This window comes from Agrobacterium sp. ST15.13.015 (assembly GCF_027871645.1).
Classification (GTDB): Bacteria; Pseudomonadota; Alphaproteobacteria; order Rhizobiales; family Rhizobiaceae; genus Agrobacterium; species Agrobacterium leguminum.
The window spans coordinates 190,576-213,799 of record NZ_JAQAHF010000011.1; the positions used below are offsets into that span (position 1 = coordinate 190,576).

The window sequence follows — 23,224 nt, forward strand, 5'->3', positions numbered from 1 at the left end:
GAAATCTCGTAGCTTTTTATGGGATCAACCGACGAAAGCGCGCTCGATCACGAATTCGGCGGGCTTGTTGTTGGCGCCTTCGTTCAGGCCGGCTTTTTCCAGAAGCTCCTTGGTGTCCTTCAGCATTGCCGAGGAGCCGCAGATCATGCCGCGATCGATTTCGGGATCGAGCGCCGGGACGCCGAGATCCGCAAACAGCTTGCCGTTCTCGATCAGCGTGGTGATGCGGCCCTTGAAGGGGTAATCTTCGCGGGTGACGGTCGCATAGTGCTTCAGCTTGTCGCCGACGATCTCGTTCAGGAATTCGTGGTTACGGATTTCCTCGACCAGATCGAAGCCGTATTTCAGCTCTGCAACATCACGGCAGGTATGGGTGAGGATGACCTCTTCAAACTTCTCATAGGTCTCCGGGTCACGGATCAGGCTCGCGAAAGGCGCGATGCCGGTGCCGGTGGAGAACATGTAAAGCCGTCTGCCGGGCGTCAGCGCATCCAGAACCAGCGTGCCTGTCGGCTTCTTGCGCATCAGCACGGTGTCGCCGGGCTTGATCGCCTGAAGATGCGACGTCAGCGGACCGTTCGGAACCTTGATCGAGAAGAATTCCAGTTCCTCGTCCCAGGCAGGGCTGGCGATGGAATAGGCGCGGTAGATCGGCTTGTCGCCGACCATCAGGCCGATCATGGCGAATTCGCCGGAACGGAAACGGAAGCCGGCCGGGCGCGTCATACGGAAACGGAACAGGTGGTCGGTATAGTGCTCCACCGATAAAACCGTCTCGGCGTAAACACCGTCAGGTATCTTGATCGCGAAATCTTCCGTCTTGGCTGGCGCGTTCATTTCAGGTTCCGTCCATTCTTATTCGATGCGACATTCTCCGACCGGGCAATTATACCATTTTTGCTCCGGTTTGAAGGCATGAGAATGTCAATACTGCCATGTGCGTAGGAAATATGTATCAAAAACTCATATTTCCACGCAACGTGTCATACAGACGCACGACGACGCCAGCTATAGGCCTCACCGCCGCTCGCCGGCTTGGCCGTCGGCTGGTAATAAACCGGAATTTCCGGCAGGCGATTTTCGGACAGGCGGCGGATGGCCGTGCCGTTCGTCACTGCAAAGCTGGTGAAGCCGGTACGAAGCATCAGCGGCACCTGATCGATCAGGACGTCGCCAACCGCCCTCACCTCGCCCGCAAAACCGAGACGGCTGCGCAGCAGCGAAGCGTGGCTGAAACCGCGACCGTCATTGAAGGCCGGGAAGCTTATGGCGACAAGGTCGATACGGTCGAGATAGGGTCCGAGCCGCGTCACATCGTCGGCGGGCGTGATCAGAACGCCGAGGCCGATATCGTTGCTTTCGGCGGCACGAACCAGAAAATCGGCGAGCGGCAGCACGGGCTTCTGCTCCGCCGTCGCTTTCACTTCTTCCGTTTCGATCAGCCAGGGATCGTTTTCCACGAAGCCGTCGCGGTTCCAGATTTTCGTCATGGCATTCTCCTCAGGCGGCTTCTGCAGCGGAACCGTAGAGCGCATCCTTGAATGGCTGCGGTCCGACGCGGCGATAGGCTTCGAGGAAAATTTCTTCCTTCGAAAGGCGAAGCCCGAGATAGGTGTCAACGATGGTTTCGATGGCGTCGGTGACTTTTTCCGGCTCGAAGCCACGGCCGATGATTTCACCGATCGAGGTGTTCTCATCGCCCGATCCGCCAAGGGTGATCTGGTAAAGTTCCGCGCCCTTCTTTTCCACGCCCAGCAGGCCGATATGGCCGACATGGTGGTGGCCGCAGGCATTGATGCAGCCGGAAATCTTGATCTTCAGCTCACCGATTTCCGCCTGACGCTCCGGCGAACCGAAGCGGGTGGAAATTTCCTGCGCCACCGGAATAGAGCGCGCATTTGCGAGCGCGCAATAGTCCAGCCCGGGACAGGCAATGATATCGGTGATCAGCCCGGCATTGGCGGTCGCGAGGCCCGCACCCACCAGCGCGCGATAAACCGGCTCGAGATCGGCCAGGGCCACATGCGGCAGGATGATGTTCTGCTCATGGCTGATACGGATTTCATCGAAAGCATATTCCGCGGCGATATCGGCGACGAGTTCCATCTGCTCATCGGTCGCATCGCCCGGAATGCCGCCGATCGGCTTCAGCGAGATCGTCACCATGCCGTAATCGGGATGCTTGTGCGGCGCGACGTTCTGCTCGACAAAACGGGCAAAACCTTCATCGGCCCGCTTCCAGCGCGCCAGGCTTTCCCAGCCTTCCGGCCGATCCTTCAGCGCCGGCGGCGCGAAATAAGCGGTGATTGCCGCAATATCGGTATCCGGAAGCTTCAACTCGGTGTTCTTGAGTTCAGCGAATTCAACCTCGACCTGGCGGGCCAGTTCTTCCGCACCGGTTTCGTGCACGAGGATCTTGATTCGCGCCTTGTATTTATTGTCGCGGCGGCCGTGCAGGTTATAAACGCGCATGATTGCCGTCGTATAGGAAAGCAAGTCCTCTTCCGGCAGGAAGTCGCGGATTTTCTTGGCGATCATCGGCGTGCGGCCCTGCCCGCCGCCGACATAGACGGCGAAACCGATCTCACCCTTGTCGTTCTTTTTCAGGTGCAGGCCGATATCGTGCACCTGAATGGCGGCACGGTCGCGCTCGGCGCCGGTGACGGCGATCTTGAACTTGCGCGGCAGGAAGGAGAATTCCGGGTGAACGGAAGACCACTGGCGCAGGATTTCCGCATAGGGACGCGGATCGGCGACCTCATCGGCGGCCGCACCGGCGAAATGATCGGCGGTGACGTTGCGAATGCAGTTGCCGGACGTCTGAAGCGCGTGCATTTCCACGCTCACCAGTTCGGACAGGATATCCGGTGTGTCGGAAAGACGCGGCCAGTTGTACTGGATGTTCTGGCGGGTGGTGAAGTGGCCATAACCCCGGTCATATTTGCGAGCGATGTGGGCCAGCATCCGCATCTGCTTCGAATTCAGCGTGCCGTAAGGAATGGCGACGCGCAGCATATAGGCATGCAGCTGAAGATAGACGCCGTTCATCAGGCGCAGCGGCTTGAACGCATCCTCGGCCAGTTCGCCGGAAAGGCGGCGCTCGACCTGATCGCGAAACTGCGCCACGCGGCCTTCAACAAATGCGTGATCGAACTCGTCGTAACGGTACATATTATTCCTCAGACTGCGATAAATGCTGCATCGGCCGGCTTGAAGCCGGTGGCATAGTGCACGGTGGGGCCGGCGGCGCGAATGCGTTCGCGAAGACGCGTCGGCCAAAGCTTGCCGTTCTCTTCGATGACATCGATGACGGCCACATCGACGACCTTGTTGGCGGAGAAATCCCGCTTGCCGATTTCCTCGAACGAGGCGACGGCCTCCGCATGGCGGGCAACGATTGCGCCCTGCAGGTTCTCCGTCCACTCCCCGTTGGCATCGAGCCAAACGGCGATGCCATCGCTCAGGCGGTTGGCGGTCAAAACCTTGTCAGCCATTTACATACTCCCGTTTGAAATCCGCCGGCCGCACTGACAATGCAAGCGCCTCGGACCTGTCAAAATTGGCGCCCGCCACCGCATCGCCGATGATGACCATGACCGGTCCGGTCAGTTCATCGCGATGTTCAAGTTCGGGCAGATCGTTCAGTGTGCCATGCAGCAGGCGGCGATCCGCGCGGCTGGCGTTTTCGATGACGGCAACCGTGGTTTCCACACCCAATCCCGCGTCGATCAGCCGCTTCGCGACCGAAGCAGCAACACTGCGGCCCATATAGACGGCAATGGTGGCGCCGGAAACCGCAAGCCTTGCCCAATCGGGCAGGACATCGCCAGCCAGATCGTGGCCGGTGGTGAAAATCAGCGATGAAGCGACACCGCGCAGCGTCAGGGGCAATTCGAAATCCGCAGCGGCGGCGAAGGCCGACGTGATGCCGGGCACGATCTCATAGGCAATACCGGCTTCGCGCAGCGCCGCCATTTCTTCGCCTGCCCGGCCATAGACCAGCGGATCGCCGGATTTGAGGCGCACGACGCGCTTGCCATCTTTGCCGAGGCGCACCAGCAGGCGGTTAATCTCGTCCTGCGACTTGCTGTGGCAGCCCTTGCGCTTGCCGACGGAGAGGCGTTCGGCATCGCGGCGGCCCATATCGACAATCGCCTGCGGCACAAGCGCATCGTAAACGATCACATCGGCTTCCATCAGCACGCGCTGCGCGCGCAGCGTCAGCAGATCTTCAGCGCCCGGTCCTGCGCCGACGAGCCAGATACGGCCTTCGCTGCGTTCGGGCGATTGCAGCAGGCGGTCGACGGCCTGACGGGCGGAGAGCGTGTCGCCAACGGCGACGGCATCCGCCACTGCACCTGAAAAGAACCGTCGCCAGAAATTGCGCCGCAAGGCGCCCTTCGGCACGTTCTCCTCGGCCGCATCACGATACTGCACGGCAAGGCGCGCAAGCTTGCCAAGCGACGGCGACAGCATCTGGTCGATGCGGGCGCGGATCATCTGGGCGAGAACCGGCCCTGCCCCTTCCGTGCCGATAGCCACGGCGACGGGCGCGCGGGCGACGAGCGCGGGGGTAAAGAAATCGCAGAATTCCGGCTGATCCACCGCATTGGCGGGGATTTTCGCGGCGCGCGCGAGGGTGACGATCTCACGGTCCAGCGCCTCATCGCCGGTAGCGGCGAAGACCAGCGTGGCGCCTTCGATCAATTCGCCGGCGAAAGCCAAAGCTCGATGATCAATGCCGTTTTCGCTGATATAACGGGCAAAATCGGCTTCCGGCTGGTCGGCATAGGCAATGATATGCGCGTTGGTGTTGGCGAGAAGCCTTACCTTCGCGAAGGCTTCATCGCCATTTCCGAAAACAGCGACCTGCCGCCCCTCGACCCGGAAGAAAGCGGGGAAGGTTGAAAGGCGGTCGCCAGCAGCGGAAAAATCATGTTCGTTGTGCATTGGACATATATCCCGCATTGCGGTGCAAGATTGAAGAAACAGAAATTCAAGCCTTTCCGGCACCTGGATTTTTATTTCTCGAAGACCCCGGTTTTGGAGGAAAACAAACCGGCGATGCTTTTCCGCACCTGCGCAAGCCCTGAGAATCCCCTTGCAATCCCTTGACAAAGCGGGTCCTCGCGCCGAACAAGGAGCGACCATCGACTGTCGATTTCCCCATGCGAAGACCGCTTTTCCTTAAAGCGGCACGAAGGACCAGACCCTTGACCAGCTCCACCCTCGCCGCCCGCCTTCTCGATGTCATCGAACACGATATCCTGCCCTTGACGGCGCGGGGCGTCAGCCTTGGCAACAAGGTTTTCGGTGCGGCGATACTGCGCAAGTCGGACCTGTCGCTGGTGGTTGCCGAGACCAATAACGAGCTGGAAAATCCGCTCTGGCATGGCGAAGTGCATACGCTGAAGCGGTTTTACGAGCTGGGCGAAAAGCCGAACACGAAGGAGCTGATTTTTCTCTCTACCCACGAACCATGCACCATGTGCATGTCCGCCATCACCTGGGCGGGCTTCGATAATTTCTACTCCTTCTTCAGCCACGAGGATTCCCGCGACGCTTTCGCGATCCCTCACGACCTGAAAATCCTCAAGGAAGTTTTCGGACTGGAACCGGGCGGGTATCGCCGCAACAATGCCTTCTGGAATTCGTATTTCATTGCCGATCTGGTGGAGGGTGAAGACGATCCGCGGAAGACCACGTTGAAGGCGCAGACGGCCCGCATCAAGGCCGCTTATGACGATCTTTCCACCAGCTACCAGTCATCGAAGATCGGCAACGACATTCCGTTGAACTAGGGCATTTCCGCAGGACGTGCGTGACGGTTTTACGTCCCGGCGATGCGCAGAAACAAAGAACGAAGGTTTGAGACATTATGGAAGCCTCGAAGGATATTTCCCGCCTGATCGAGATCATGGAAGCCCTGCGGCAGCCGGAAACCGGTTGCCCATGGGATGTCGTGCAGACCTTCGAGACGATCAAGCCCTATACCATTGAAGAGGCTTATGAAGTCGCCGACGCTATCGAGCGAAAGGACATGGACGATCTTTGCGAGGAACTGGGCGACCTTCTGCTGCAGGTGGTTTTCCATGCTCGTATTGCCGAAGAGATGGGCGAATTCGCCTTCGGCGACGTAGTGCATGCCGTGACCTCGAAGATGATCCGCCGTCATCCCCATGTCTTCGCCGTATCCGACGCCGACACGCCGGACGGCGTCAAACTACAATGGGATCGTATCAAGGCGGAAGAAAAACGCGAGCGTGCAGAGCGACGCGCGCGACGTGGTATCACCGAGGATTTCAAGGCCGGCTTTCTGGGCGGCGTACAGCGCAGCCAGCCGGCGCTGACCGAAGCCCTGAAGCTGCAGGAACAGGCAGCGCGTGCCGGTTTCGACTGGTCGAACCCCGCTCCCATTCTCGACAAGATCGAGGAGGAAATCGCCGAACTGCGTGAGGCGCTGGCGAAAGGAAAACCGGAAAAGGTCTCGGACGAGCTCGGCGATCTCATTTTTGCCCTCGTCAACATCGGCCGGCATGTCAAAGCCGATCCGGAAGATGCGCTGCGCGGTACGAACACGAAATTCCGCAGGCGTTTCAATCACATCGAAACGTCGCTCACTCAAAATGGCGAAACGCTGGAAGAAGCGAGTCTCGAGAGAATGGAAGATCTCTGGCAGGCGGCGAAACGCATCGAACGTTCGCTTGATACGGTTTCGTCCTAGCCCACCGTCACCCCGGATTTAGTCCGGGGTCCAGTGCGATCAAGTCCTTGATCGCAAAAGACTCGTTTTTCACGACGCAGACGCGTCGTGGCTGGATTCCGGCTCAAGGCCGGAATGACGGGGAGAGGTTTTCGCGCCTTATAATCGTCCCAGGAACGCTTAGCGCTCCCAGTCCTCGCGTTCGCGGACAGTCGCTTTACCAAGCTTCCGTTCCAGTTCGGCCGCTTGCGCTTCCGAAAGGCGCACATCAAGCGCAACCGATCCATCCTCATGGTCTTCACGACCGTCGACAATGGAATTGCTATAGACCCACGAGATCAGCGGCAATTGTTCGATAGAGAGCACAACGGTCGTTTCCGTCAGAACACCGGAAAGACGCTTTGAAATCTCGTCCATCAGGGCATCGACGCCCTCACCCGTGATGGCCGAAACGGCGCGGATATCCGAACGGCCCTCGGCACGCTGCATGATGGCGTCATGCGCTTCCGGCTCGAGACGGTCGACCTTGTTCCAGACCTCGATGATGCGCTTTTCCGCCTCCTTCTCGTCAATGCCGAGGTCACCAAGAATACGCAGCACATCCGCAGACTGGGCGGCATTGTCCGGATCGGACATATCGCGCACATGCAGAACGAGATCGGCTTCCAGCACCTCTTCCAGAGTGGCGCGGAAAGCGGCGACCAGATGCGTCGGAAGATCGGAAATGAAACCGACCGTATCGGACAGGATGACGGTGCGACCATGCGGCAATTTCATGCGGCGCAAGGTCGGGTCGAGCGTGGCGAACAGCATATCCTCCGCCAGAACGCCTGCGCCGGTGATGCGGTTGAACAGCGTGGATTTGCCGGCATTGGTGTAACCGACCAGCGCGACGATCGGATGCGGCACCTTGCGGCGCTTGGCGCGGTGTAGCTGGCGCGTGCGCACGACCTGCTCCAGTTCGCGCTCCAGCTTGACGATGCGTTCCTGCAAAAGTCGGCGGTCCGCTTCGATCTGGGTTTCACCCGGACCGCCCATGAAGCCCGCACCGCCGCGCTGGCGTTCAAGGTGGGTCCAGCTTCGGACGAGGCGGCCCTTCTGGTAGTTCAGATGCGCAAGATCGACCTGCAGCGTGCCTTCCTTTGTGGAGGCGCGGCGGCCGAAGATTTCAAGGATCAGGCCCGTGCGGTCGATGACCTTGCAATTCCACTGCTTTTCGAGATTGCGCTGCTGCACTGGGGTCAACGGATGATCGACGATCACCAGGCCGGAATCGGTCTCGTCGAGAAGATGACCGATTTCTTCGATCTTGCCGGTTCCGAACAGCGTGGCCGGGCGCGGCTGGTTCACCGGAACGATGAGACCCTGCGTCACTTCCAGATCGATGGCGAGCGCCAGTCCTTTTGCTTCCTCAAGCTTGGCTTCGACCGAACGGCCGGGGGCAGCCGGGCCGGCAGCCGCGTCGCGCGTTTCGCGCTGCTTGAGGACCGGCACGAGAACAACCGCACGCATGTCGTCGCGGCGCTTTTCCTGCTCCGGAATAATCGATTCGTTCGAGGTGTCGCGCGTTGAAATGGGTTCAGCCTTGTCCAGAAAGAGGATTGCGGCCGACCGCATCCGCGCGGGCGGCCATGGGGATTAACCTGACGGCACGGGAAATGTTCCCGGTCCGGGTCAGTCTATGTCGAATATCCGTCGAGGGAGCCCGATCAGGCCGCGCCTTCTTCGCTTTCGAACATCTGCATCGGCTGACCGGGCATGATGGTGGAGATCGCATGCTTGTAAACAAGCTGCGAATGACCGTCACGGCGCAGAAGCACGCAGAAATTGTCGAAGGAGGTGACAACGCCCGTCAGCTTGACGCCGTTGATCAGGAAAATCGTGAGCGAAATCTTTTGCTTACGAACGGTATTGAGGAAGAGATCCTGAAGGTTTTGAGAACGTTCCGCCATGGCGCCGCTTCTTTCTTTTTTGCCGGCAGGGATACCGGAAAATAATCAATCAATAATAAGCCGGCCGAGTCTTGTCCCCCGCTTGGCCGACCTCAAACTCTGGTATCAAATCGTGTTCCGTTCCGCAACGGTCAAAACAGCCGAATGAGTACGAGTATTGACCCACATTTTCAATTCGGGACAGTCAAAAATATTGTATCGAAACACGGAAAAATTGTTCCACGTCGCGCACCGCATCGGCGGATGCGAACAGCACGACCCGGTCCTTCGCCTTGATTTTCGTGCTGCCATCCGGGCGGATCACCACGCCGTCGCGATAGATCGCCCCGATGCGCACACCCTCCGGCATATCGATGTCGCGGAAGGACTGGCCGACCAGCGGCGACGTCTCCAGCGCTTCCGCCTCGATCACCTCCGCCGAGCCGCGCTGGACGGCATAGACTGAGCGGATGCGGCCCTTGCGCACATGCTGAAGCACGCGGGAGATCGTCACGGCCCGCGGGTTGATATAGGCATCGAGCCCAAGAGAGCGGGCGACGTCGTGGAACGACGTACTATTCAAAAGCGCCAGATTCGATTTGCAGCCGAGCTGCTTGGCAATCACCGCGGCCAGAATATTGGTCTGATCGTTATTGGTGAGCGTCACGATCAAATCGGCATCCTGAATATCGGCCTGCATCAGGATTTTCTGGTCGAGCGCCGAGCCGTGCATGACGATGGTATTGCTGAGCTGTTCGGATGCGGCGACCGCCCTGTCTCGGTCCGCCTCGATGATCTTCACCCGCGTTTTCGGCTGCATTTCCTCGATCTTGTGGGCGACGAAGTGGCCGATATTGCCGGCGCCGGCAATCACGATGCGCTGCGCTTCCTGCTCCTCATGGCCGAAAAGGCTTAAGGTGCGGCGGGCGTGCTGGCGCTGGCAGATGACATAGGCAAGGTCGCCCACCCGCAACTGTTCCGAAGAATGCGCCACCTTGAGGATACCATCCCGATACACCCCCACCACGGTGGCGATGAGGTCTGGAAAGAGGCTGGAAAGCTGCTGCAGCGGCGTGTTGATGACCGGGCAATCCTCCATGCATTCGATGGCCAGCATGTAGATCGTGTCGTCGGCGAAACGCACCACATCCGTTGCGCCCGGAAAGGCGATGCGCCGGAGCACCATCTTGCCGACTTCGACTTCAGGCGAAATCGTCACGTCGATGGACATGTTCTCGCGGCTGAAGAGATCGGCATATTCCGGCTTCAGATAGCTCTGGTCGCGGATGCGGGCGATCTTGGTCGGCACGCTGAACAGGGCATGCGCCACCTCGCAGGCGACGATATTGATCTCGTCATGCAAGGTCACGGCGATGATCATGTCGGCCTGGTCGGCGCCGGCCTTGGCCAGCATGTCGGGATGCGCGCCATGGCCGACATAACCGCGCACATCCAGCGTCTCGGTAATGGCGGTGATGAGCGGCGCGGCGGTATCGATCACCGATACTTCATTATCTTCCCGCGACAATTGTTCGGCGATGCCGTAACCCACCTGCCCTGCGCCGCAAATGATGACTTTCATGCTGTCTCTCTGACGGAATAATCGGTTACGGCGAAGCGCCTTCTTTCCTTATACGCCGAGAGATTTCAGTTTGCGATGCAGTGCAGACCGTTCCATGCCGACAAATTCCGCCGTTCGCGAAATATTGCCCCCGAAGCGGTTGATCTGCGCCATGAGATAGTCGCGCTCGAACATTTCACGCGCTTCGCGGAGCGGCAGGGTCATGATGTGCTGATCGCCCTGCGCCGAAATCTTCGGCAGCATGTCGCCAATATCCGACGGCAGCATGTCGGCCGAGATCGGCGCTTCGCCGCCTTCCGGACGGGCGAGAATCATCAGCCGCTCGATATTGTTGCGCAGCTGGCGGATATTGCCCGGCCAGTCATGCGTCTGGAGAACGGCCATGGCGTCGTCGCCGATCTTGCGCGGACGGATGCCGGCCTGCTCGGAAATCTGGCGCATGAACATATCAACGAGGAAAGGAATATCCTCGCGCCGTTCAGAGAGCGCCGGCACCTTCACCGGCACCACGGCGAGGCGATGATAGAGATCTTCGCGGAACTGGCCTTCGGCAATCAGGCTTTCGAGGTGATGGGCGGTCGAGGAAATGATGCGCACATCCACCTTCACCCGCTTCCCGCCACCAACGCGCTCGAACTGCTGATCGACCAGCACGCGCAGGATCTTGTTCTGCGTCTCGCGCGGCATTTCGCCGACTTCATCGAGATAAAGCACGCCGCGATGGGCTTCTTCCAGAGCGCCGACCTTGCGCGGCTGCCCAGGCAGGCCCTCCGTGCCGAACAGCGCGATTTCCATGCGGTCCGGCGTGATCGTCGCGGCGTTGAGCGCCACGAAGGGTCCACTCGCACGCGAGGACTTCTTGTGCACCATGCGCGCCACAAGTTCCTTGCCGGAACCGGAGGGACCGAGGATCATGATGCGGCTGTTGGTGGGCGCAACCCGGTCGATGGTCTGGCGAAGCTGCGACACCGCAAGCGATGCGCCAACGAGTTCAACCGCGTCACCGGTGCGCTTCTTGAGTTCCTGAACCTCGCGCTTCAGCTTGGAGTTTTCCAGCGCCCGCTCGGCGATCAGAATGAGGCGGTCGGCCTTGAACGGCTTCTCGATAAAGTCGAAAGCGCCGCGCTTGATGGCGTTGACGGCGGTTTCGATATTGCCGTGACCGGAAATCATGACCACCGGGATTTCGGGATGGCGGCTCTTGATCTCATCCAGCAGCGCCAGACCGTCGAGCTTCGAACCCTGCATCCAGATGTCGAGAAAGATCAGACGCGGCACGCGCTCCGAAATAGCCGCCAGCGCGCTGTCGCTGTCGAACGCCATGCGGGTCTCGTGGCCCTCGTCGGAAAGAATGCCCGCTACGATTTCGCGAATGTCCGCCTCGTCATCCACGACCAGAATATCAGACGCCATATGCTGCTTCCTTGTTATTTTCGCCGCCGACCGCCTCGATATAGGGCAGCAGCACTCTGATCATGGCGCCGTGGCCGTGATCGAACTCCGGCGGGGCATCGTGGAGCTCCAGATACCCGCCATGCTCTTCGATGATTTTCTTGACGATGGCGAGGCCGAGGCCCGTGCCCTTGTCCCGCATTGTCATATAGGGTTCGAGAATGCGGTGACGGTTCTCCACGGGAAGGCCGCGGCCATTGTCGATGATATCAGCCACGAAACGCGAATTGGCTTCGTCAAAAGCGGCGCGCACCAGAATCTTACCCGGCCGCTTTTCGCCTTCCACCGCCTCGATGGCTTCCGTCGCATTCTTGATGAGATTGCCGAAGGCCTGACCCAGCATGCGGGCATCGAACATGCCCTCGAGCGGGATATCGCCCAGTTCGGTTGAGAATTTCGTATCGGCGGCGCTGATCTCGCGCAGGAATGCGGCGTCCTTCAGGATCGCCCGCAGGTCCGACTTTTCTTTCGTCGGCTTCGGCATGCGCGCAAAAGCGGAGAATTCATCCACCATCCGGCCGATATCGCCGACCTGCCGGACAATGGTGTCCGTACACTGGTCGAAGACGGCGCGGTCGCTCTCGTCGATCTGCTTGCCGAAACGGCGCTTGATGCGCTCGGCGGAAAGCTGGATCGGCGTCAACGGGTTCTTGATCTCATGCGCGATGCGGCGCGCCACATCCGACCATGCGGTCGAGCGCTGGGCGATAACGAGATCGGTGATGTCGTCGAGGGTGATGACGTAGCTGTCACGGCTGTCGCGGGCGTCCTCACGGGTCACCTGCACATTGAGCGTCCGTTCCTTGCCGCGCCGCATGATGTTGATCTGCTTGCGGAAATTGCCGCGTGACCAGGTATTGGCCTCGTTGACCACCTGTTCGATTTCGGGCGCGATCTCCGAGAGTTGCGCGCCGATAAGCTGCTCGGATGTCTGCGCCAGAAATTCTTCGCCCGACGGATTGACGATGGTGATCCTGCGGTTCTCATCGACACCGATGACGGCGGCGGTGACGCCTGACAGCACGGCCTCGATGAAGCGGCGGCGGTCGTCGATATCGTCCTTGGCCTCGATGATCTGTTCCTGCTGGCTGCGCAGTTCCGAGACCATCTTGTTGAAGGTGCGCGACAGTCGCCCGACGTCGCCATCGACCGCGCGGACGGGAACCAGCACATGCATGTTGCCGGTGGCAACACTGTCTGCCGCACTGATGAGGAGACGGATCGGCCGCACGATACGGTCGGCCACCGCAATCGCCGTCCAGATGGCGGCGAGAAGCACGATCAGCGCGAAACCGAGATAGAGGATCGCAAAGGCGATCTGCAGCGGCGCGCGGCCCGCCTCCATCGCCTTGTATTCGGCGCGGTTCTCTTCCATCAGCCGCATCGCGCTCATCACCTTGGGATCGACGGCGCGCACCGTGTAGAGGAAGGTGCCGCTGATGCCTTCGAGCTTGATAATGGCGCCGACGAGGTTGGTGATACCGGGCGGTATCAGCGTCGGCTGGCCGGCGGCCGCCTTTTCAAGCGCGTCATGCGGTATGGCGGGAAGCGGTTTTTCGGTCTTGATGTCGGCCTGAGCAACGGCGTCGCCGTCCTCCTGCACCAGAAACGCGCCGAGAAGGCCGCGTCCCTTGGCCTGACGGGTCATCAGGTCGACGAAGCCGGTGCGATCCAGATAAAAAAGCGCACGGTTGCGGTCGAGGTCGGTTGCCATCGACAGGGTCTGACCCTGAAGATAACCGGCATTCTCCATCATATAGGCCTGGGCGATATTGCTCGATGAATCGACGATCGACTGCGTGCGCAGCGAAAACCAGCGGTCGAGGCCTACATTCAGCGTCAGACTGGCGAAGATGGCGACGAGCACCGCGGGCGTAATCGCCACGATGGAGAAAAGCACGACGATGCGCACGTGCAGACGCGCCGCCGCCCTGCCCTTTTTACGCGCTTTCAGCAGCCGGTTGATTTCGCGCCCGATGAGGAAGATCAGGCCGATCACGAAGATCGAATTGATGACGACGGAGGCGATGACGACGTTCGATGTCGGCGCGATTGGCGTGACGCCCAGAAGTACGAACAGGGTGAGGATGGCGCAAACGAGAGCGACGCCGGCGAGCACCAGCCCCGGCAAAGCGAAAGACATCCTGCGATCGGCAACCACCATGCCCGCTGCTTCATCGGCAACGGCGTTTTCGGCGGCGGGTTTCCGCATGCACTACTCCCAATCGCTGGCCAGCCAGCACCACATTTCTGAAGTCAGGCGAGACGCGCATCAGACCGGCGAATCTCTTTCCTTCCTAGTGTTTTTCAAGCAACACAATGTGGCGAAAGTGCAACGACAAATGCGACCTTGTCAACATTCTCAGGTTGGGCGGGAGCTGCGATAAACGGAAACACCAAGCTCACGGATTTTCTTGCGCAGCGTATTGCGGTTCAGGCCGAGAAGATCGGCGGCCTTGATCTGGTTGCCGCGCGTCGCAGTCAAAGCCGCGAGAATCAGCGGATATTCGAGTTCGCGCAGAACGCGGTCGTAAAGGCCGGGCGGCGGTAGGCCATCGCCGAAACTGGCGAAATAATCCCGCATATTTTCTTCCACCGCCTGCGAAATGGTGAGCGAACCGGTGCGCACCGCCATCTTGTCGAGCGGGCTGTCGGGAACATCCGATTGCAGTTCCTGCTCGATGATCTCGCGGGTGATGACTTCCTGCGGGTAAAGCGCCATCAGGCGGCGGATCAGGTTTTCCAGCTCGCGCACGTTGCCAGGCCAGGCATAGGCCTTCATGACCTCCAGCGCCTCGCTCTCGAAACGCTTGCCTTCCAGACCCTCCTTTTCGCCCTGCTGGATGAAGTGGCGCACCAGATCGGGAATATCCTCGGCGCGGTCACGCAGCGGCGGCAGCCGCAGCGGCACGACGTTCAGGCGATAATAGAGGTCTTCGCGGAAAAGGCCCTGATTGATTGACTGCTTCAGGTCCTTGTTGGTCGCAGCAACGATGCGGACATCCGTGCGGATCGGCGTACGGCCGCCCACCGTCGTATATTCGCCCTGCTGCAACACGCGCAGCAGGCGTGTCTGGGCGTCCATCGGCATGTCACCGATTTCGTCGAGGAACAGCGTGCCGCCCTCGGCCTGTTCGAAACGGCCGGTGGAGCGGTTCTGCGCGCCGGTGAAGGCGCCCTTCTCATGGCCGAAGAGTTCGGATTCGATCAGGTCGCGCGGGATTGCGGCCATGTTGATGGCGACGAAGGGACCGTTGCGGCGCTTGCCGTAATCATGCAGCGCGCGCGCCACCAGCTCCTTGCCGGTGCCGGATTCGCCGGTGATCATCAGCGTCAGGTCGGTCTGCATCAGGCGGGCGAGAACGCGGTAGATTTCCTGCATCGCCGCCGAGCGGCCGACGAGCGGCATGCCGTCCTGCATGTCGTCATCGAGTTTGGCCGGCTTGCGCTTCGGCTCAGACAAAGCGCGGCCGATGATGGCGATCAGCTCCGTCAGGTCGAAGGGCTTCGGCAGATAGTCGTAAGCGCCTTTTTCCGAGGCCTTGATGGCCGTCATGAAGGTGTTCTGCGCACTCATGACCAGAACCGGCAGGTCCGGGCGGGCCTTCTTGATGCGCGGCAGCAGGTCAAAGGCGTTTTCATCCGGCATCACGACATCGGTTACGACAAGATCGCCCTCACCCGCCGAAACCCAGCGCCAGAGCGTGGCGGCATTGGAGGTGATGCGCACGTCGTAACCGGCGCGGCTCAGCGCCTGGTTCAGCACCGTGCGGATTGCGGCATCATCATCGGCGACGAGGATCGTAGCTGTCATTGGTCATTTCCTGTCGTGTTCGGCAAAGAGCGGTCGTCGAGCGCCACTTCCGGCGAGACGGGCATCAATACGCGGAAAGTCGTGCGATGGTTCTGGCTGTCGCATTCCACAATGCCGCCATGGGCGCCGATCAGCTTGGCGACAAGCGCCAGCCCGAGGCCCGAACCATTCGTCTTGGTGGTGATGAAGGGATCGAAAAGATGCGGCAAAAGATCGGCCGGAACGCCCGGGCCATTATCATGCACGCAGAATTCGAGCGGCAGCGAGATGCGCTCCCGGCTGCCGGCGACCGAAAGCCGCATGCCGGGGCGATAGGCGGTGGTAAGGATGATCTCGCCGTCCGGCTGGTTGCCCACGGCTTCCGCCGCATTCTTCACCAGATTGAGAAAGACCTGCACCAGCTGGTCGCGATTGGCATAAACAGGCGGCAACGAGGGGTCGTAGTTTTCCGAAATCTTGATATTGCGGGCAAAGCCGGCCTTGGCGATGGCCTTCACATGATCGAGCACGGAATGGATGTTGACCGGTACGCGATCCACCGGCCGCTCGTCGGAAAACACTTCCATGCGATCAACCAGCGAGACGATGCGGTCGGTCTCGTCGCAGATCAGCCGCGTCAGCGCCCGGTCTTCATCGGCAACCGATGTCTCCAGCAGCTGGGCAGCGCCGCGAATGCCGGACAGCGGGTTCTTGATCTCATGAGCAAGCATGGAGGCAAGGCCGGTAACGGAGCGCGCCGCCGCCCGGTGGGTCAATTGCCGGTCGATCTTGTCGGCCATCGACCTTTCCTGGAAGACGACGACCACCGATCCCGGTTCGCTGACAACGGGCGCGACATAAAGATCGACCAGCTTGTCCTGGCCTAGACGCGGCGAACTCAGATCGACGCGATATTCGTTGACCGGCGCGCGGCGCTCCCGCACCTGATCGATCAGTGCTAGCAACGGGCTGCCGAAGGGAATGAAGGTGGAAACGCGGTAGCGCGCGAGATGGGAGGCGCTCGCCCCGAAAAAGGCTTCGGCTTCCCAGTTGGCGAAGGCGATGAAACCTTCGGCATCCACCAGAATAACCGGGTTCTGCACCGCGTTCAGAACCGCCATGGCAAGCGGGTTTGCATCTGCCGGGCTGTGTTTGTCAGCGCTCATGCGGCCTTCCTTGCGGCGTCTTCGCCCGCATTTTCGCTAAGGGCAGAGCGCAGCAGATCCGCCACTTCCGCCGTGTCACGCGATGTCATGATTTCAGCCTTGTCAGTCGTGGCGATCTCCGGCGCGAAACGGTCGAGATACCAGCCGAGGTGTTTGCGGGCATGCCGGAGACCGGCTTCCCTTCCATAAAATTCCAGCATCATCTCGTAATGTTCGATGGCGATGGCGGGAATATCGTCGCGGTGCGGCGCTGAATGTCCGGCAAGCACCGCCGGCAGCCAGGGTTGCCCCTGCGCGCCGCGCCCGACCATGACGGCATCCGCACCCGAACGGCGCAGGATTTCGCGCGCATCTCCGGCCGTTTCAACGTCGCCATTGGCGATCAGCGGCACGGAAATCACCTCACGCACGGCGCGGATGGCATCCCAGTCCGCCCGTCCCTCGTAAAACTGCATGCGGGTGCGGCCGTGAATGGTGATCAGCTGAACACCTGCGGCTTCGGCACGGCGGGCGATCTCCGGCGCATTGATGGTGTTCTCGTCCCAGCCGAGCCGCATCTTCAGCGTCACAGGCACGTTGACTGCATTGACCGTTGCCTCAATGAGCGAGAGTGCATGATCCGGATCGCGCATCAAAGCCGAGCCGGAATAACCGCCCGTCACCTTCTTGGCTGGACAGCCCATATTGATGTCGATGATGCCGGCGCCATTGTCGGCTGCGATCTTCGCTGCCTCGGCCATGAAATGCGCCTCGCGTCCTGCGAGCTGCACCATATGCGGAACCATGCCGGCATTTTTCAGCCGCGCCCAGGATTCGCCGCGGTTGGCGACGAGCTCACGGCTTGCCACCATTTCCGTAACGACAAGGCCCGCGCCATAACGCCAGGCAAGCTGCCGGAACGGCAGATCCGTCACGCCCGACATGGGCGCCAGCACGGCACGATTACGGATCGTGACTGAGCCGATGCTGAACGGTTCTGACAACTCCGGAAGATGCAATTGATGATCTTTCATGCAGAAGGGTTATTTGCATTATTTTTAGACAGTGTTTGAGCAGTTGCCAAGCACTTTTAGAGGGTTGCACCTTTTATTTGCTGGACGACTGCCTGCCTGTTTTGCTGTCGGCAGGAATTTGTGCAGGGTCAAAGGCGCAATGACGCTCGATCCTGCGACATGCAGGGGCGAATGCGCGTCGTATCGGGCTGGCCATCCGGGTTTTGAAACGCTAGAGCAGGACTGTCAACCGCTAAGGGTTGCGCGCAAAGCATAAGACCAATGCAGGAAAGTACCATGAAACTCGGCATCGTCATCGTCGCCGCCGGACGCGGAGAAAGAGCGGGCTCTCCCGAGGAAGGGCCGAAACAATATCGCCCTATCGGAGGCAGGGCCGTGATCGAGCATACATTGTCGACCTTCCTCGACTGGAATCATGCCTCCCCCATCGTGATCGTCAGCCATGCAGACGATGCGGCACTGCTGTCGCCGATCCTCCAGCGGCTTGGTGCCGGCGAGCGGATCGTTACCGTCACGGGCGGCGCAACACGCCAGCAATCGGTGCTTGCCGGGCTGGAAGCGCTCTCTTCGGAAGAGCTGACGCATGTGATGATCCATGATGCCGTGCGGCCTTTCGTTCCCGTGGACATGCTGGAACGCATCGTCGCCCTGCACCGGGCCGGCGCCAGCGGCGTTTTGCCTGCCCTCTCCGTCACCGACACGCTGAAGCGCGGCTCGGATGGTCGCGTCGTGGAAACGGTTTCCCGGCAGGGGCTTTATGCCGCTCAAACACCGCAGAGTTTCAGCTACGGCGATATTCTCACCGCGCACCGCGCCGCTGCCGCCTCCGGAAAGTCCGATTTTACCGATGACGCTTCGATTGCCGAATGGGCGGGGCTGACGGTGACGCTGACCGAAGGTTCGGTCGATAATGTAAAACTCACTCTCAAGCGGGATATCGCGATGGCCGATGAAAAGCTCTCCCACGGATTGCCGGACGTGCGCACCGGCAATGGTTACGACGTGCATCAGCTGGAGGCCGGCGACGGCGTGACGTTGTGCGGCGTCTTCATCGAACACGACCAGAGATTGAAAGGTCATTCGGATGCCGATGTGGCTTTGCATGCGCTGACGGATGCGCTGCTCGCCACCTGTGGCGCCGGCGATATCGGCGATCACTTCCCGCCTTCCGATCCGCAATGGAAGGGAGCGGCCTCGCGCATCTTCCTCGAACATGCGGCCAAAGTGGTTCGCGACAATGGCGGCACGATCATGAATGCCGATGTCTCGCTGATTGCGGAAGCGCCGCGCATCGGCCCGCACCGTCAGGCCATGCGCGAAGCACTGTCGGACATGCTGGGCATCGCGCTGGAGCGCTGCTCGGTGAAGGCGACGACCAATGAGACCATCGGTTTCGTCGGCCGCCGGGAAGGCATCGCTGCAATCGCCACCGCTACCGTCGTCTACAGGGGCAGACCTTTATGAGCCTTTTTCCCGCTGACATAGAAGACCTGGCGCGGCGGATCATTGCCGATTTCACCGCGCATGGTTTCATGGTCTCGACCGCGGAAAGCTGCACGGGCGGCCTGATCGCCGGTGCCCTGACGGAGATTGCCGGCTCCTCCGCTGTCGTCGATCGTGGTTTTGTCACCTATACCAATGAAGCCAAGATGGACATGCTGGGCGTTGGCGCCGAGACGCTGGCGAATTTCGGCGCGGTATCCCGACAGACAGCGCTGCAGATGGCGCATGGCGCCCTCTTCCGTTCACGGGCGGGTTTTGCCGTGGCGGTAACTGGCATCGCTGGTCCGGGTGGCGGTTCCGCCGACAAGCCGGTGGGGCTCGTGCATCTGGCCGCAAAGGCGCGCAGCGGTAAAATCCTGCATCGGGAAATGCGTTACGGCGAGATCGGCCGCACAGAAATCCGGCTTGCTACGGTGAGGACGGCGCTCCAGATGCTGATAGCCCTCAATCAGGCCGGGTCCGTATAAATTTTATCGGCACGCGTCTCGAAGGCTTCCGCGAACATGCGAAAGGCCCGGTCGAACATCGACCCCATGACCGCGCCGAGCAGACGGTTCTTGAATTCATAATCGATGAAAAAATGAATGGCTGAGCCGCCCTCGTCGGCAGGCTCGAAACGCCAGCGATTGTCGAGATATTTAAACGGTCCGTCGATATATTTCACGTCGATGGCGCGCTCGGCCGGGTTCAGCAGCACCTGCGTGGTGAAGGTTTCGCGAATGGCCTTGTAGCCCACCGTCATATCCGCCACCAGCAGCACCTTGCCATCGCGCTCCTTGCGCGAACGGACGGTGAGCGCCTCGCAAAGGGGCAGAAACTGCGGATATTTCTCCACATCGGCGACGAGGTCGTACATGCGGTCGGGCGAGTGTTTGACGTGGCGATGCGTTTCGAACTGTGGCATGAGCGGCAGTTAATCCTCGATACGCAGAAGATCAAGAAGGCGGCGAAACTGTTTTCGGCTTTTCAGCTGGAATACCGGCACATCAGGACCATAAAGCGCGAAATTCTGCTCGAAAATCGGGGCATGGCGGCGTTCGAAATTCCAGATATAGCGCAGGAAATCGATGTCTATCCTTTCGGGACACCCCTCCGCCATTTCCGGGCGGGCCTTGCCATAACCCTTGATCGCCCGGCTGAGCGCGCCCCACAGGCAGAGCCAGCGCGGCATGCGCACCCACAAAACGATGTGGGATCGCGGCAGCCGTATATCGAACGACGACGGATTGCTGCCGTCCATCAGCCAGCGTTCCTCGGTAATGATGGGGGCTATCCTCTGTCGCTGCTCCTCGCGCGGGCGCGCCTGCCAGCCGGGCAGCCAGAAAACATCGCGATCCATGGAGATGTAGCGAAGTCCGAAATTGCGCGCGAGCTTCTGCGAAAGCGTCGTCTTGCCGCCGCCGGAGCAGCCCACGACCATGATTCGCTGCGCCCCGGCGATGATCGCAGCCGCATCTTCCACCCTGTGAAGATAGTTTGGCATTTCAGAAACCTCATCTGACTGCTGGATTTTTCTGCCATCACCCCGCACCGATATCTTCGCCGTGCATGACAGTTACGGAAAATTGACTATTGTAACCCCGTCGCAGGGATTGCTATTTATTTGCGACTAATATTACACCCATTGGATGCAACGGCGCTGGAAGCTCCCGATTTCACCCAGCGTATTCATCCTTGGGTTCAGACCCGACATATAACCGCTTTGAGCCACTGAGTGAGCCGATGGACGATTTTTCCAACATCATCAACCTTCTCGAATCCGCCAAGCAACTCGCATCGATGAACGGCATGCCGGTGCTTGCCTATCTGATCGACGTCGCGAAATGCGAGGCGAGAGAGAACAAGCCGGTTCTGCGCAAGCGCAAACGCGGCGAATCGACCGCCAAGGAAGACTGTTAATTGCCGGCGCGCAGAGCCGATCGATAAAGCCGACTGGCCCAATCTTCAAGACGATGTCATAATCAAACAATGAAACTGGCCGCTTTTTCGAGGCGGCCATTTCTTTGCACAATGGAAACGACAGCGTCATGACAGCCGCATCCGCCGATATCAGAACTTACAGGGAAGAAAGACCGAAGGAACGGCATGGCTTCGTTCAGATCGTTCTTCCGGTTTCCGGGCGTTTGCTGATCGATGTGGCGGGACGGCAGGACGAATTGTCGGCAGGACGCGGCGTGTTCATCCATCGCGATGCGCCGCATACGCAGGAAGCGACGGCAAGCAACCACTCGCTGGTGGTCGATATCGATGAAGGCGCCCTTCCCGAGCAAACGCTCGAGAAATTCGCCCATTCACCGTTTCTCGATATCGCGCAGGATACGCGGCAATTGATCGCCTATATGCGCGGCGTCATCGGAACAGAGGGGCGACGCGACGATATTGCCGGTCTGTGGGCACCGCTCCTGATCGACAGCCTTGCCAATGAGAAAGCCGACATCCGCCAACGCCTGCACAGGCTTGTTGCACTTATCAGGGCGGAACCGTTCTTCCCCTGGACCATCGAGATGCTCGCCTCCTGCGTGACGATCAGCGACAGCCGCCTGCATGCGCTGTTTCTCGAAGAATTCGGCCTTCCGCCTCACCGCTGGCTGGCCGGGCTGCGCATGGACAAGGTCTGCGCATTGCTCAGCAATTCCACCCTGCCGATTGCCGAGATCGCCTTGCGGGCCGGTTTTTCCGACCAGACTGCACTGACGCGCGCCATGCGCAATGCAGTGGGTGAAACGCCCGCAGCCTACCGTCGGACCTGCGGGCTTCATTAAAACCGCCAGCACATTCGATCAGGAGTTTTTGTCAAGACAGCCGCAAAGGGCTGTGGCACATCGCAGGCAGATGTGAATGCGGATGTGACATGACATGAACAGAACAGGTCTCGGTGTTTTTTTCGGCATGCTGGCGGGTGCGCTTTGGGGTGGGATTTTTCTCGCTCCCAAACTCGTGCCGGATTTTTCCGCCCTGCAACTCTCGACGGCGCGTTATCTCACCTATGGGCTGATTTCCCTCATCATCATCGGGCCGCGTCTGAAACGCATCTCGGCCCATTTTGGCGCGCGGGAATGGATAGCACTCGGCTGGCTGAGCATGATCGGCAATATCGCCTATTATGTCTTCATATCGACCGCGGTAAAATTGAGCGGCGTCGCCTTCACCTCCATTATCATCGGTTTCCTGCCCGTCGCTGTCACCATCATCGGCAGCCGCGATCACGGCGCGGTGTCGCTGAAGCGGCTGTGGCCGTCGCTCGCCTTCGGCGCGATGGGGATTATCGGCATTTCCTGGCAGTCGCTGACGGAAAACGATGCGGGGCTCGATGTCTCTCGCGTCATCGGGCTGGCCTGTGCGCTCGGTGCGCTGGCGTCTTGGACAGCCTTTGCCGTCGGTAACGCCCGCTGGCTCTCCCGCCTTCACGATGTCAGCGCCGACGACTGGAACATGATGACCGGCGTGGTGACCGGCGGGCTTGCGCTGCTGCTTGCTATCCCGGCCTTTGGCTTTGGCGGCGAAAGCCATAGTTCGGGCGACTGGCTGCATTTTGTGGCTGTTGCAGCCGGGCTGGGTTTCACCGCTTCCATTCTCGGCAATGCCTTATGGAACCGCATGAGCCGCCTTCTGCCGCTCACCATGGTCGGGCAGATGATCCTGTTCGAAACGCTGTTTGCGCTGCTTTACGGTTTTCTCTGGGAAGGGCGTGGCCCGACACTGATTGAGGTCGTGGCAATATGTGCGGTGGTGCTGAGCGTCGTGCTGTGCATGCGGGCGCATCGGCCGGAGAGGGTTGTGGTGTGATCGGTTGAAGGCCGGGAACAGGCGGCGGAGCCATTTCACAAGCCTCGCCTCCTACTCACGTCATCCTCCGGCCCGAGGATCCAATCACGTATCGTACAATCGATAGTCTGCAGATGCTCGGGACAAGCCCACTACTGTCCGGTTTAAATTTGCGGCCATTGGAAGGCCATCTGGATTTGGTTTCTGGGTTTGTCTGGTGGCGGGTCGAGAAGCCGATCGGTGCGTCGCCGGTGCATGAGGTTTGCGCGTACCAGCCTGGCGAAGGCGAGTGGGCTTGGCACGGTCTTCTGGTCAG

22 protein-coding genes and 1 pseudogene are annotated in these 23,224 nt (G+C 60.0%); 7 read left to right on the forward strand and 16 right to left on the reverse strand.

Annotated features, from left to right (window positions below):
- Positions 1-24 precede the first annotated feature (24 nt).
- The 5 genes from PIB16_RS18305 to cysG all read right to left on the reverse strand — a co-directional run bounded on the left by PIB16_RS18305 (position 25) and on the right by cysG (position 4,950).
- Entirely contained in the window at positions 25-837 is an 813-nt protein-coding gene (locus PIB16_RS18305; RefSeq protein ID WP_035264028.1) for a ferredoxin--NADP reductase, read from the reverse strand.
- A gap of 146 nt (positions 838-983) precedes the next feature.
- A complete protein-coding gene (locus PIB16_RS18310; RefSeq protein WP_271046125.1) occupies positions 984-1,490 on the reverse strand; it encodes a DUF934 domain-containing protein in 507 nt (168 codons plus the stop codon).
- Between the two features lie 10 nt (positions 1,491-1,500).
- The gene (locus PIB16_RS18315; RefSeq protein ID WP_271046126.1) at positions 1,501-3,171 is read right to left on the reverse strand and encodes a nitrite/sulfite reductase; all 1,671 of its coding nucleotides are present in this window, start codon (positions 3,169-3,171) and stop codon (positions 1,501-1,503) included.
- A gap of 8 nt (positions 3,172-3,179) precedes the next feature.
- On the reverse strand, positions 3,180-3,494 hold the full coding sequence (locus PIB16_RS18320; protein WP_003521341.1) for a DUF2849 domain-containing protein: 315 nt from the start codon (positions 3,492-3,494) through the stop codon (positions 3,180-3,182).
- A complete protein-coding gene (gene cysG, locus PIB16_RS18325; protein ID WP_065655397.1) occupies positions 3,487-4,950 on the reverse strand; it encodes a siroheme synthase CysG in 1,464 nt (487 codons plus the stop codon). Before cysG ends, PIB16_RS18320 begins: the two co-directional genes overlap by 8 nt.
- Before the next feature lie 218 nt (positions 4,951-5,168).
- Here cysG and PIB16_RS18330 point away from each other — a divergent pair, with 218 nt between their 5' ends.
- Entirely contained in the window at positions 5,169-5,801 is a 633-nt protein-coding gene (locus tag PIB16_RS18330) for a deaminase (RefSeq protein WP_442866788.1), read from the forward strand.
- 77 nt (positions 5,802-5,878) lie between these two features.
- Complete coding sequence (gene mazG / locus PIB16_RS18335; protein ID WP_271046128.1) at positions 5,879-6,724, forward strand: nucleoside triphosphate pyrophosphohydrolase; 846 nt, start codon at positions 5,879-5,881, stop codon at positions 6,722-6,724.
- 159 nt (positions 6,725-6,883) lie between these two features.
- Here mazG and hflX read toward each other — a convergent pair whose 3' ends face one another.
- The 8 genes from hflX to dusB form a co-directional block, all read right to left on the reverse strand.
- The gene (gene hflX / locus PIB16_RS18340) at positions 6,884-8,320 is read right to left on the reverse strand and encodes a GTPase HflX (RefSeq protein ID WP_173999839.1); all 1,437 of its coding nucleotides are present in this window, start codon (positions 8,318-8,320) and stop codon (positions 6,884-6,886) included.
- A 92-nt stretch (positions 8,321-8,412) separates the two neighbouring features.
- Positions 8,413-8,655 (reverse strand): RNA chaperone Hfq, encoded by a 243-nt coding sequence (hfq, locus tag PIB16_RS18345; protein WP_003496145.1) that lies wholly within the window; start codon positions 8,653-8,655, stop codon positions 8,413-8,415.
- 184 nt (positions 8,656-8,839) lie between these two features.
- Positions 8,840-10,216: a Trk system potassium transporter TrkA gene (gene trkA / locus PIB16_RS18350; RefSeq protein ID WP_333780001.1), complete on the reverse strand. Its 1,377-nt coding sequence runs from the start codon at positions 10,214-10,216 to the stop codon at positions 8,840-8,842.
- 48 nt (positions 10,217-10,264) lie between these two features.
- Entirely contained in the window at positions 10,265-11,629 is a 1,365-nt protein-coding gene (ntrX, locus tag PIB16_RS18355; RefSeq protein WP_003521348.1) for a nitrogen assimilation response regulator NtrX, read from the reverse strand.
- On the reverse strand, positions 11,619-13,880 hold the full coding sequence (locus tag PIB16_RS18360; protein ID WP_059752857.1) for a sensor histidine kinase NtrY-like: 2,262 nt from the start codon (positions 13,878-13,880) through the stop codon (positions 11,619-11,621). Before PIB16_RS18360 ends, ntrX begins: the two co-directional genes overlap by 11 nt.
- 150 nt (positions 13,881-14,030) lie before the next feature.
- The gene (gene ntrC, locus PIB16_RS18365; RefSeq protein WP_003521350.1) at positions 14,031-15,482 is read right to left on the reverse strand and encodes a nitrogen regulation protein NR(I); all 1,452 of its coding nucleotides are present in this window, start codon (positions 15,480-15,482) and stop codon (positions 14,031-14,033) included.
- Complete coding sequence (locus PIB16_RS18370; RefSeq protein WP_035264009.1) at positions 15,479-16,627, reverse strand: two-component system sensor histidine kinase NtrB; 1,149 nt, start codon at positions 16,625-16,627, stop codon at positions 15,479-15,481. Before PIB16_RS18370 ends, ntrC begins: the two co-directional genes overlap by 4 nt.
- Positions 16,624-17,640, reverse strand: a complete 1,017-nt coding sequence (gene dusB, locus PIB16_RS18375) for a tRNA dihydrouridine synthase DusB (RefSeq protein WP_271046129.1) — start codon at positions 17,638-17,640, stop codon at positions 16,624-16,626. Before dusB ends, PIB16_RS18370 begins: the two co-directional genes overlap by 4 nt.
- Before the next feature lie 276 nt (positions 17,641-17,916).
- Here dusB and PIB16_RS18380 point away from each other — a divergent pair, with 276 nt between their 5' ends.
- Positions 17,917-19,104: a bifunctional 2-C-methyl-D-erythritol 4-phosphate cytidylyltransferase/2-C-methyl-D-erythritol 2,4-cyclodiphosphate synthase gene (locus tag PIB16_RS18380; protein ID WP_271046130.1), complete on the forward strand. Its 1,188-nt coding sequence runs from the start codon at positions 17,917-17,919 to the stop codon at positions 19,102-19,104.
- On the forward strand, positions 19,101-19,610 hold the full coding sequence (locus PIB16_RS18385) for a CinA family protein (protein WP_271046131.1): 510 nt from the start codon (positions 19,101-19,103) through the stop codon (positions 19,608-19,610). The genes PIB16_RS18380 and PIB16_RS18385 overlap by 4 nt, the downstream gene beginning before the upstream one ends.
- On the opposite strand, the gene PIB16_RS18390 is transcribed toward PIB16_RS18385, so the two are convergent.
- The gene (locus PIB16_RS18390; RefSeq protein WP_065655387.1) at positions 19,592-20,047 is read right to left on the reverse strand and encodes a type II toxin-antitoxin system RatA family toxin; all 456 of its coding nucleotides are present in this window, start codon (positions 20,045-20,047) and stop codon (positions 19,592-19,594) included. The two genes, PIB16_RS18385 and PIB16_RS18390, sit on opposite strands and share 19 nt — an antisense overlap.
- 9 nt (positions 20,048-20,056) lie before the next feature.
- Positions 20,057-20,626 carry an AAA family ATPase gene (locus PIB16_RS18395; RefSeq protein WP_271046132.1) on the reverse strand — a complete coding sequence of 190 codons (570 nt, stop codon included), beginning with the start codon at positions 20,624-20,626 and terminating at the stop codon, positions 20,057-20,059.
- Between the two features lie 239 nt (positions 20,627-20,865).
- On the opposite strand from PIB16_RS18395, the gene PIB16_RS18400 reads away from it, so the two are divergent.
- From PIB16_RS18400 to PIB16_RS18410, 3 genes are all read left to right on the forward strand, one after another.
- Entirely contained in the window at positions 20,866-21,042 is a 177-nt protein-coding gene (locus tag PIB16_RS18400; protein ID WP_003496171.1) for a hypothetical protein, read from the forward strand.
- A 128-nt stretch (positions 21,043-21,170) separates the two neighbouring features.
- Entirely contained in the window at positions 21,171-21,905 is a 735-nt protein-coding gene (locus PIB16_RS18405; protein ID WP_173999827.1) for a helix-turn-helix transcriptional regulator, read from the forward strand.
- Between the two features lie 94 nt (positions 21,906-21,999).
- Entirely contained in the window at positions 22,000-22,929 is a 930-nt protein-coding gene (locus PIB16_RS18410) for a DMT family transporter (RefSeq protein WP_271046133.1), read from the forward strand.
- Positions 22,930-23,072: 143 nt separating this feature from the next.
- Here PIB16_RS18410 and PIB16_RS18415 read toward each other — a convergent pair.
- Positions 23,073-23,224, reverse strand: a pseudogene (locus PIB16_RS18415) (IS4 family transposase); the annotation flags it as partial.

Bases quoted from the DNA above. Each gene is read 5' to 3' on its own strand.
- PIB16_RS18305 (WP_035264028.1), bottom strand. From the start codon at position 837: ATGAACGCGCCAGCCAAGACGGAAGATTTCGCGATCAAGATACCTGAC.
- PIB16_RS18310 (WP_271046125.1), bottom strand. From the start codon at position 1,490: ATGACGAAAATCTGGAACCGCGACGGCTTCGTGGAAAACGATCCCTGG.
- PIB16_RS18315 (WP_271046126.1), bottom strand. From the start codon at position 3,171: ATGTACCGTTACGACGAGTTCGATCACGCATTTGTTGAAGGCCGCGTG.
- PIB16_RS18320 (WP_003521341.1), bottom strand. From the start codon at position 3,494: ATGGCTGACAAGGTTTTGACCGCCAACCGCCTGAGCGATGGCATCGCC.
- cysG (WP_065655397.1), bottom strand. From the start codon at position 4,950: ATGCACAACGAACATGATTTTTCCGCTGCTGGCGACCGCCTTTCAACC.
- PIB16_RS18330 (WP_442866788.1), top strand. From the start codon at position 5,169: ATGCGAAGACCGCTTTTCCTTAAAGCGGCACGAAGGACCAGACCCTTG.
- mazG (WP_271046128.1), top strand. From the start codon at position 5,879: ATGGAAGCCTCGAAGGATATTTCCCGCCTGATCGAGATCATGGAAGCC.
- hflX (WP_173999839.1), bottom strand. From the start codon at position 8,320: ATGCGGTCGGCCGCAATCCTCTTTCTGGACAAGGCTGAACCCATTTCA.
- hfq (WP_003496145.1), bottom strand. From the start codon at position 8,655: ATGGCGGAACGTTCTCAAAACCTTCAGGATCTCTTCCTCAATACCGTT.
- trkA (WP_333780001.1), bottom strand. From the start codon at position 10,216: ATGAAAGTCATCATTTGCGGCGCAGGGCAGGTGGGTTACGGCATCGCC.
- ntrX (WP_003521348.1), bottom strand. From the start codon at position 11,629: ATGGCGTCTGATATTCTGGTCGTGGATGACGAGGCGGACATTCGCGAA.
- PIB16_RS18360 (WP_059752857.1), bottom strand. From the start codon at position 13,880: ATGCGGAAACCCGCCGCCGAAAACGCCGTTGCCGATGAAGCAGCGGGC.
- ntrC (WP_003521350.1), bottom strand. From the start codon at position 15,482: ATGACAGCTACGATCCTCGTCGCCGATGATGATGCCGCAATCCGCACG.
- PIB16_RS18370 (WP_035264009.1), bottom strand. From the start codon at position 16,627: ATGAGCGCTGACAAACACAGCCCGGCAGATGCAAACCCGCTTGCCATG.
- dusB (WP_271046129.1), bottom strand. From the start codon at position 17,640: ATGAAAGATCATCAATTGCATCTTCCGGAGTTGTCAGAACCGTTCAGC.
- PIB16_RS18380 (WP_271046130.1), top strand. From the start codon at position 17,917: ATGAAACTCGGCATCGTCATCGTCGCCGCCGGACGCGGAGAAAGAGCG.
- PIB16_RS18385 (WP_271046131.1), top strand. From the start codon at position 19,101: ATGAGCCTTTTTCCCGCTGACATAGAAGACCTGGCGCGGCGGATCATT.
- PIB16_RS18390 (WP_065655387.1), bottom strand. From the start codon at position 20,047: ATGCCACAGTTCGAAACGCATCGCCACGTCAAACACTCGCCCGACCGC.
- PIB16_RS18395 (WP_271046132.1), bottom strand. From the start codon at position 20,626: ATGCCAAACTATCTTCACAGGGTGGAAGATGCGGCTGCGATCATCGCC.
- PIB16_RS18400 (WP_003496171.1), top strand. From the start codon at position 20,866: ATGGACGATTTTTCCAACATCATCAACCTTCTCGAATCCGCCAAGCAA.
- PIB16_RS18405 (WP_173999827.1), top strand. From the start codon at position 21,171: ATGACAGCCGCATCCGCCGATATCAGAACTTACAGGGAAGAAAGACCG.
- PIB16_RS18410 (WP_271046133.1), top strand. From the start codon at position 22,000: ATGAACAGAACAGGTCTCGGTGTTTTTTTCGGCATGCTGGCGGGTGCG.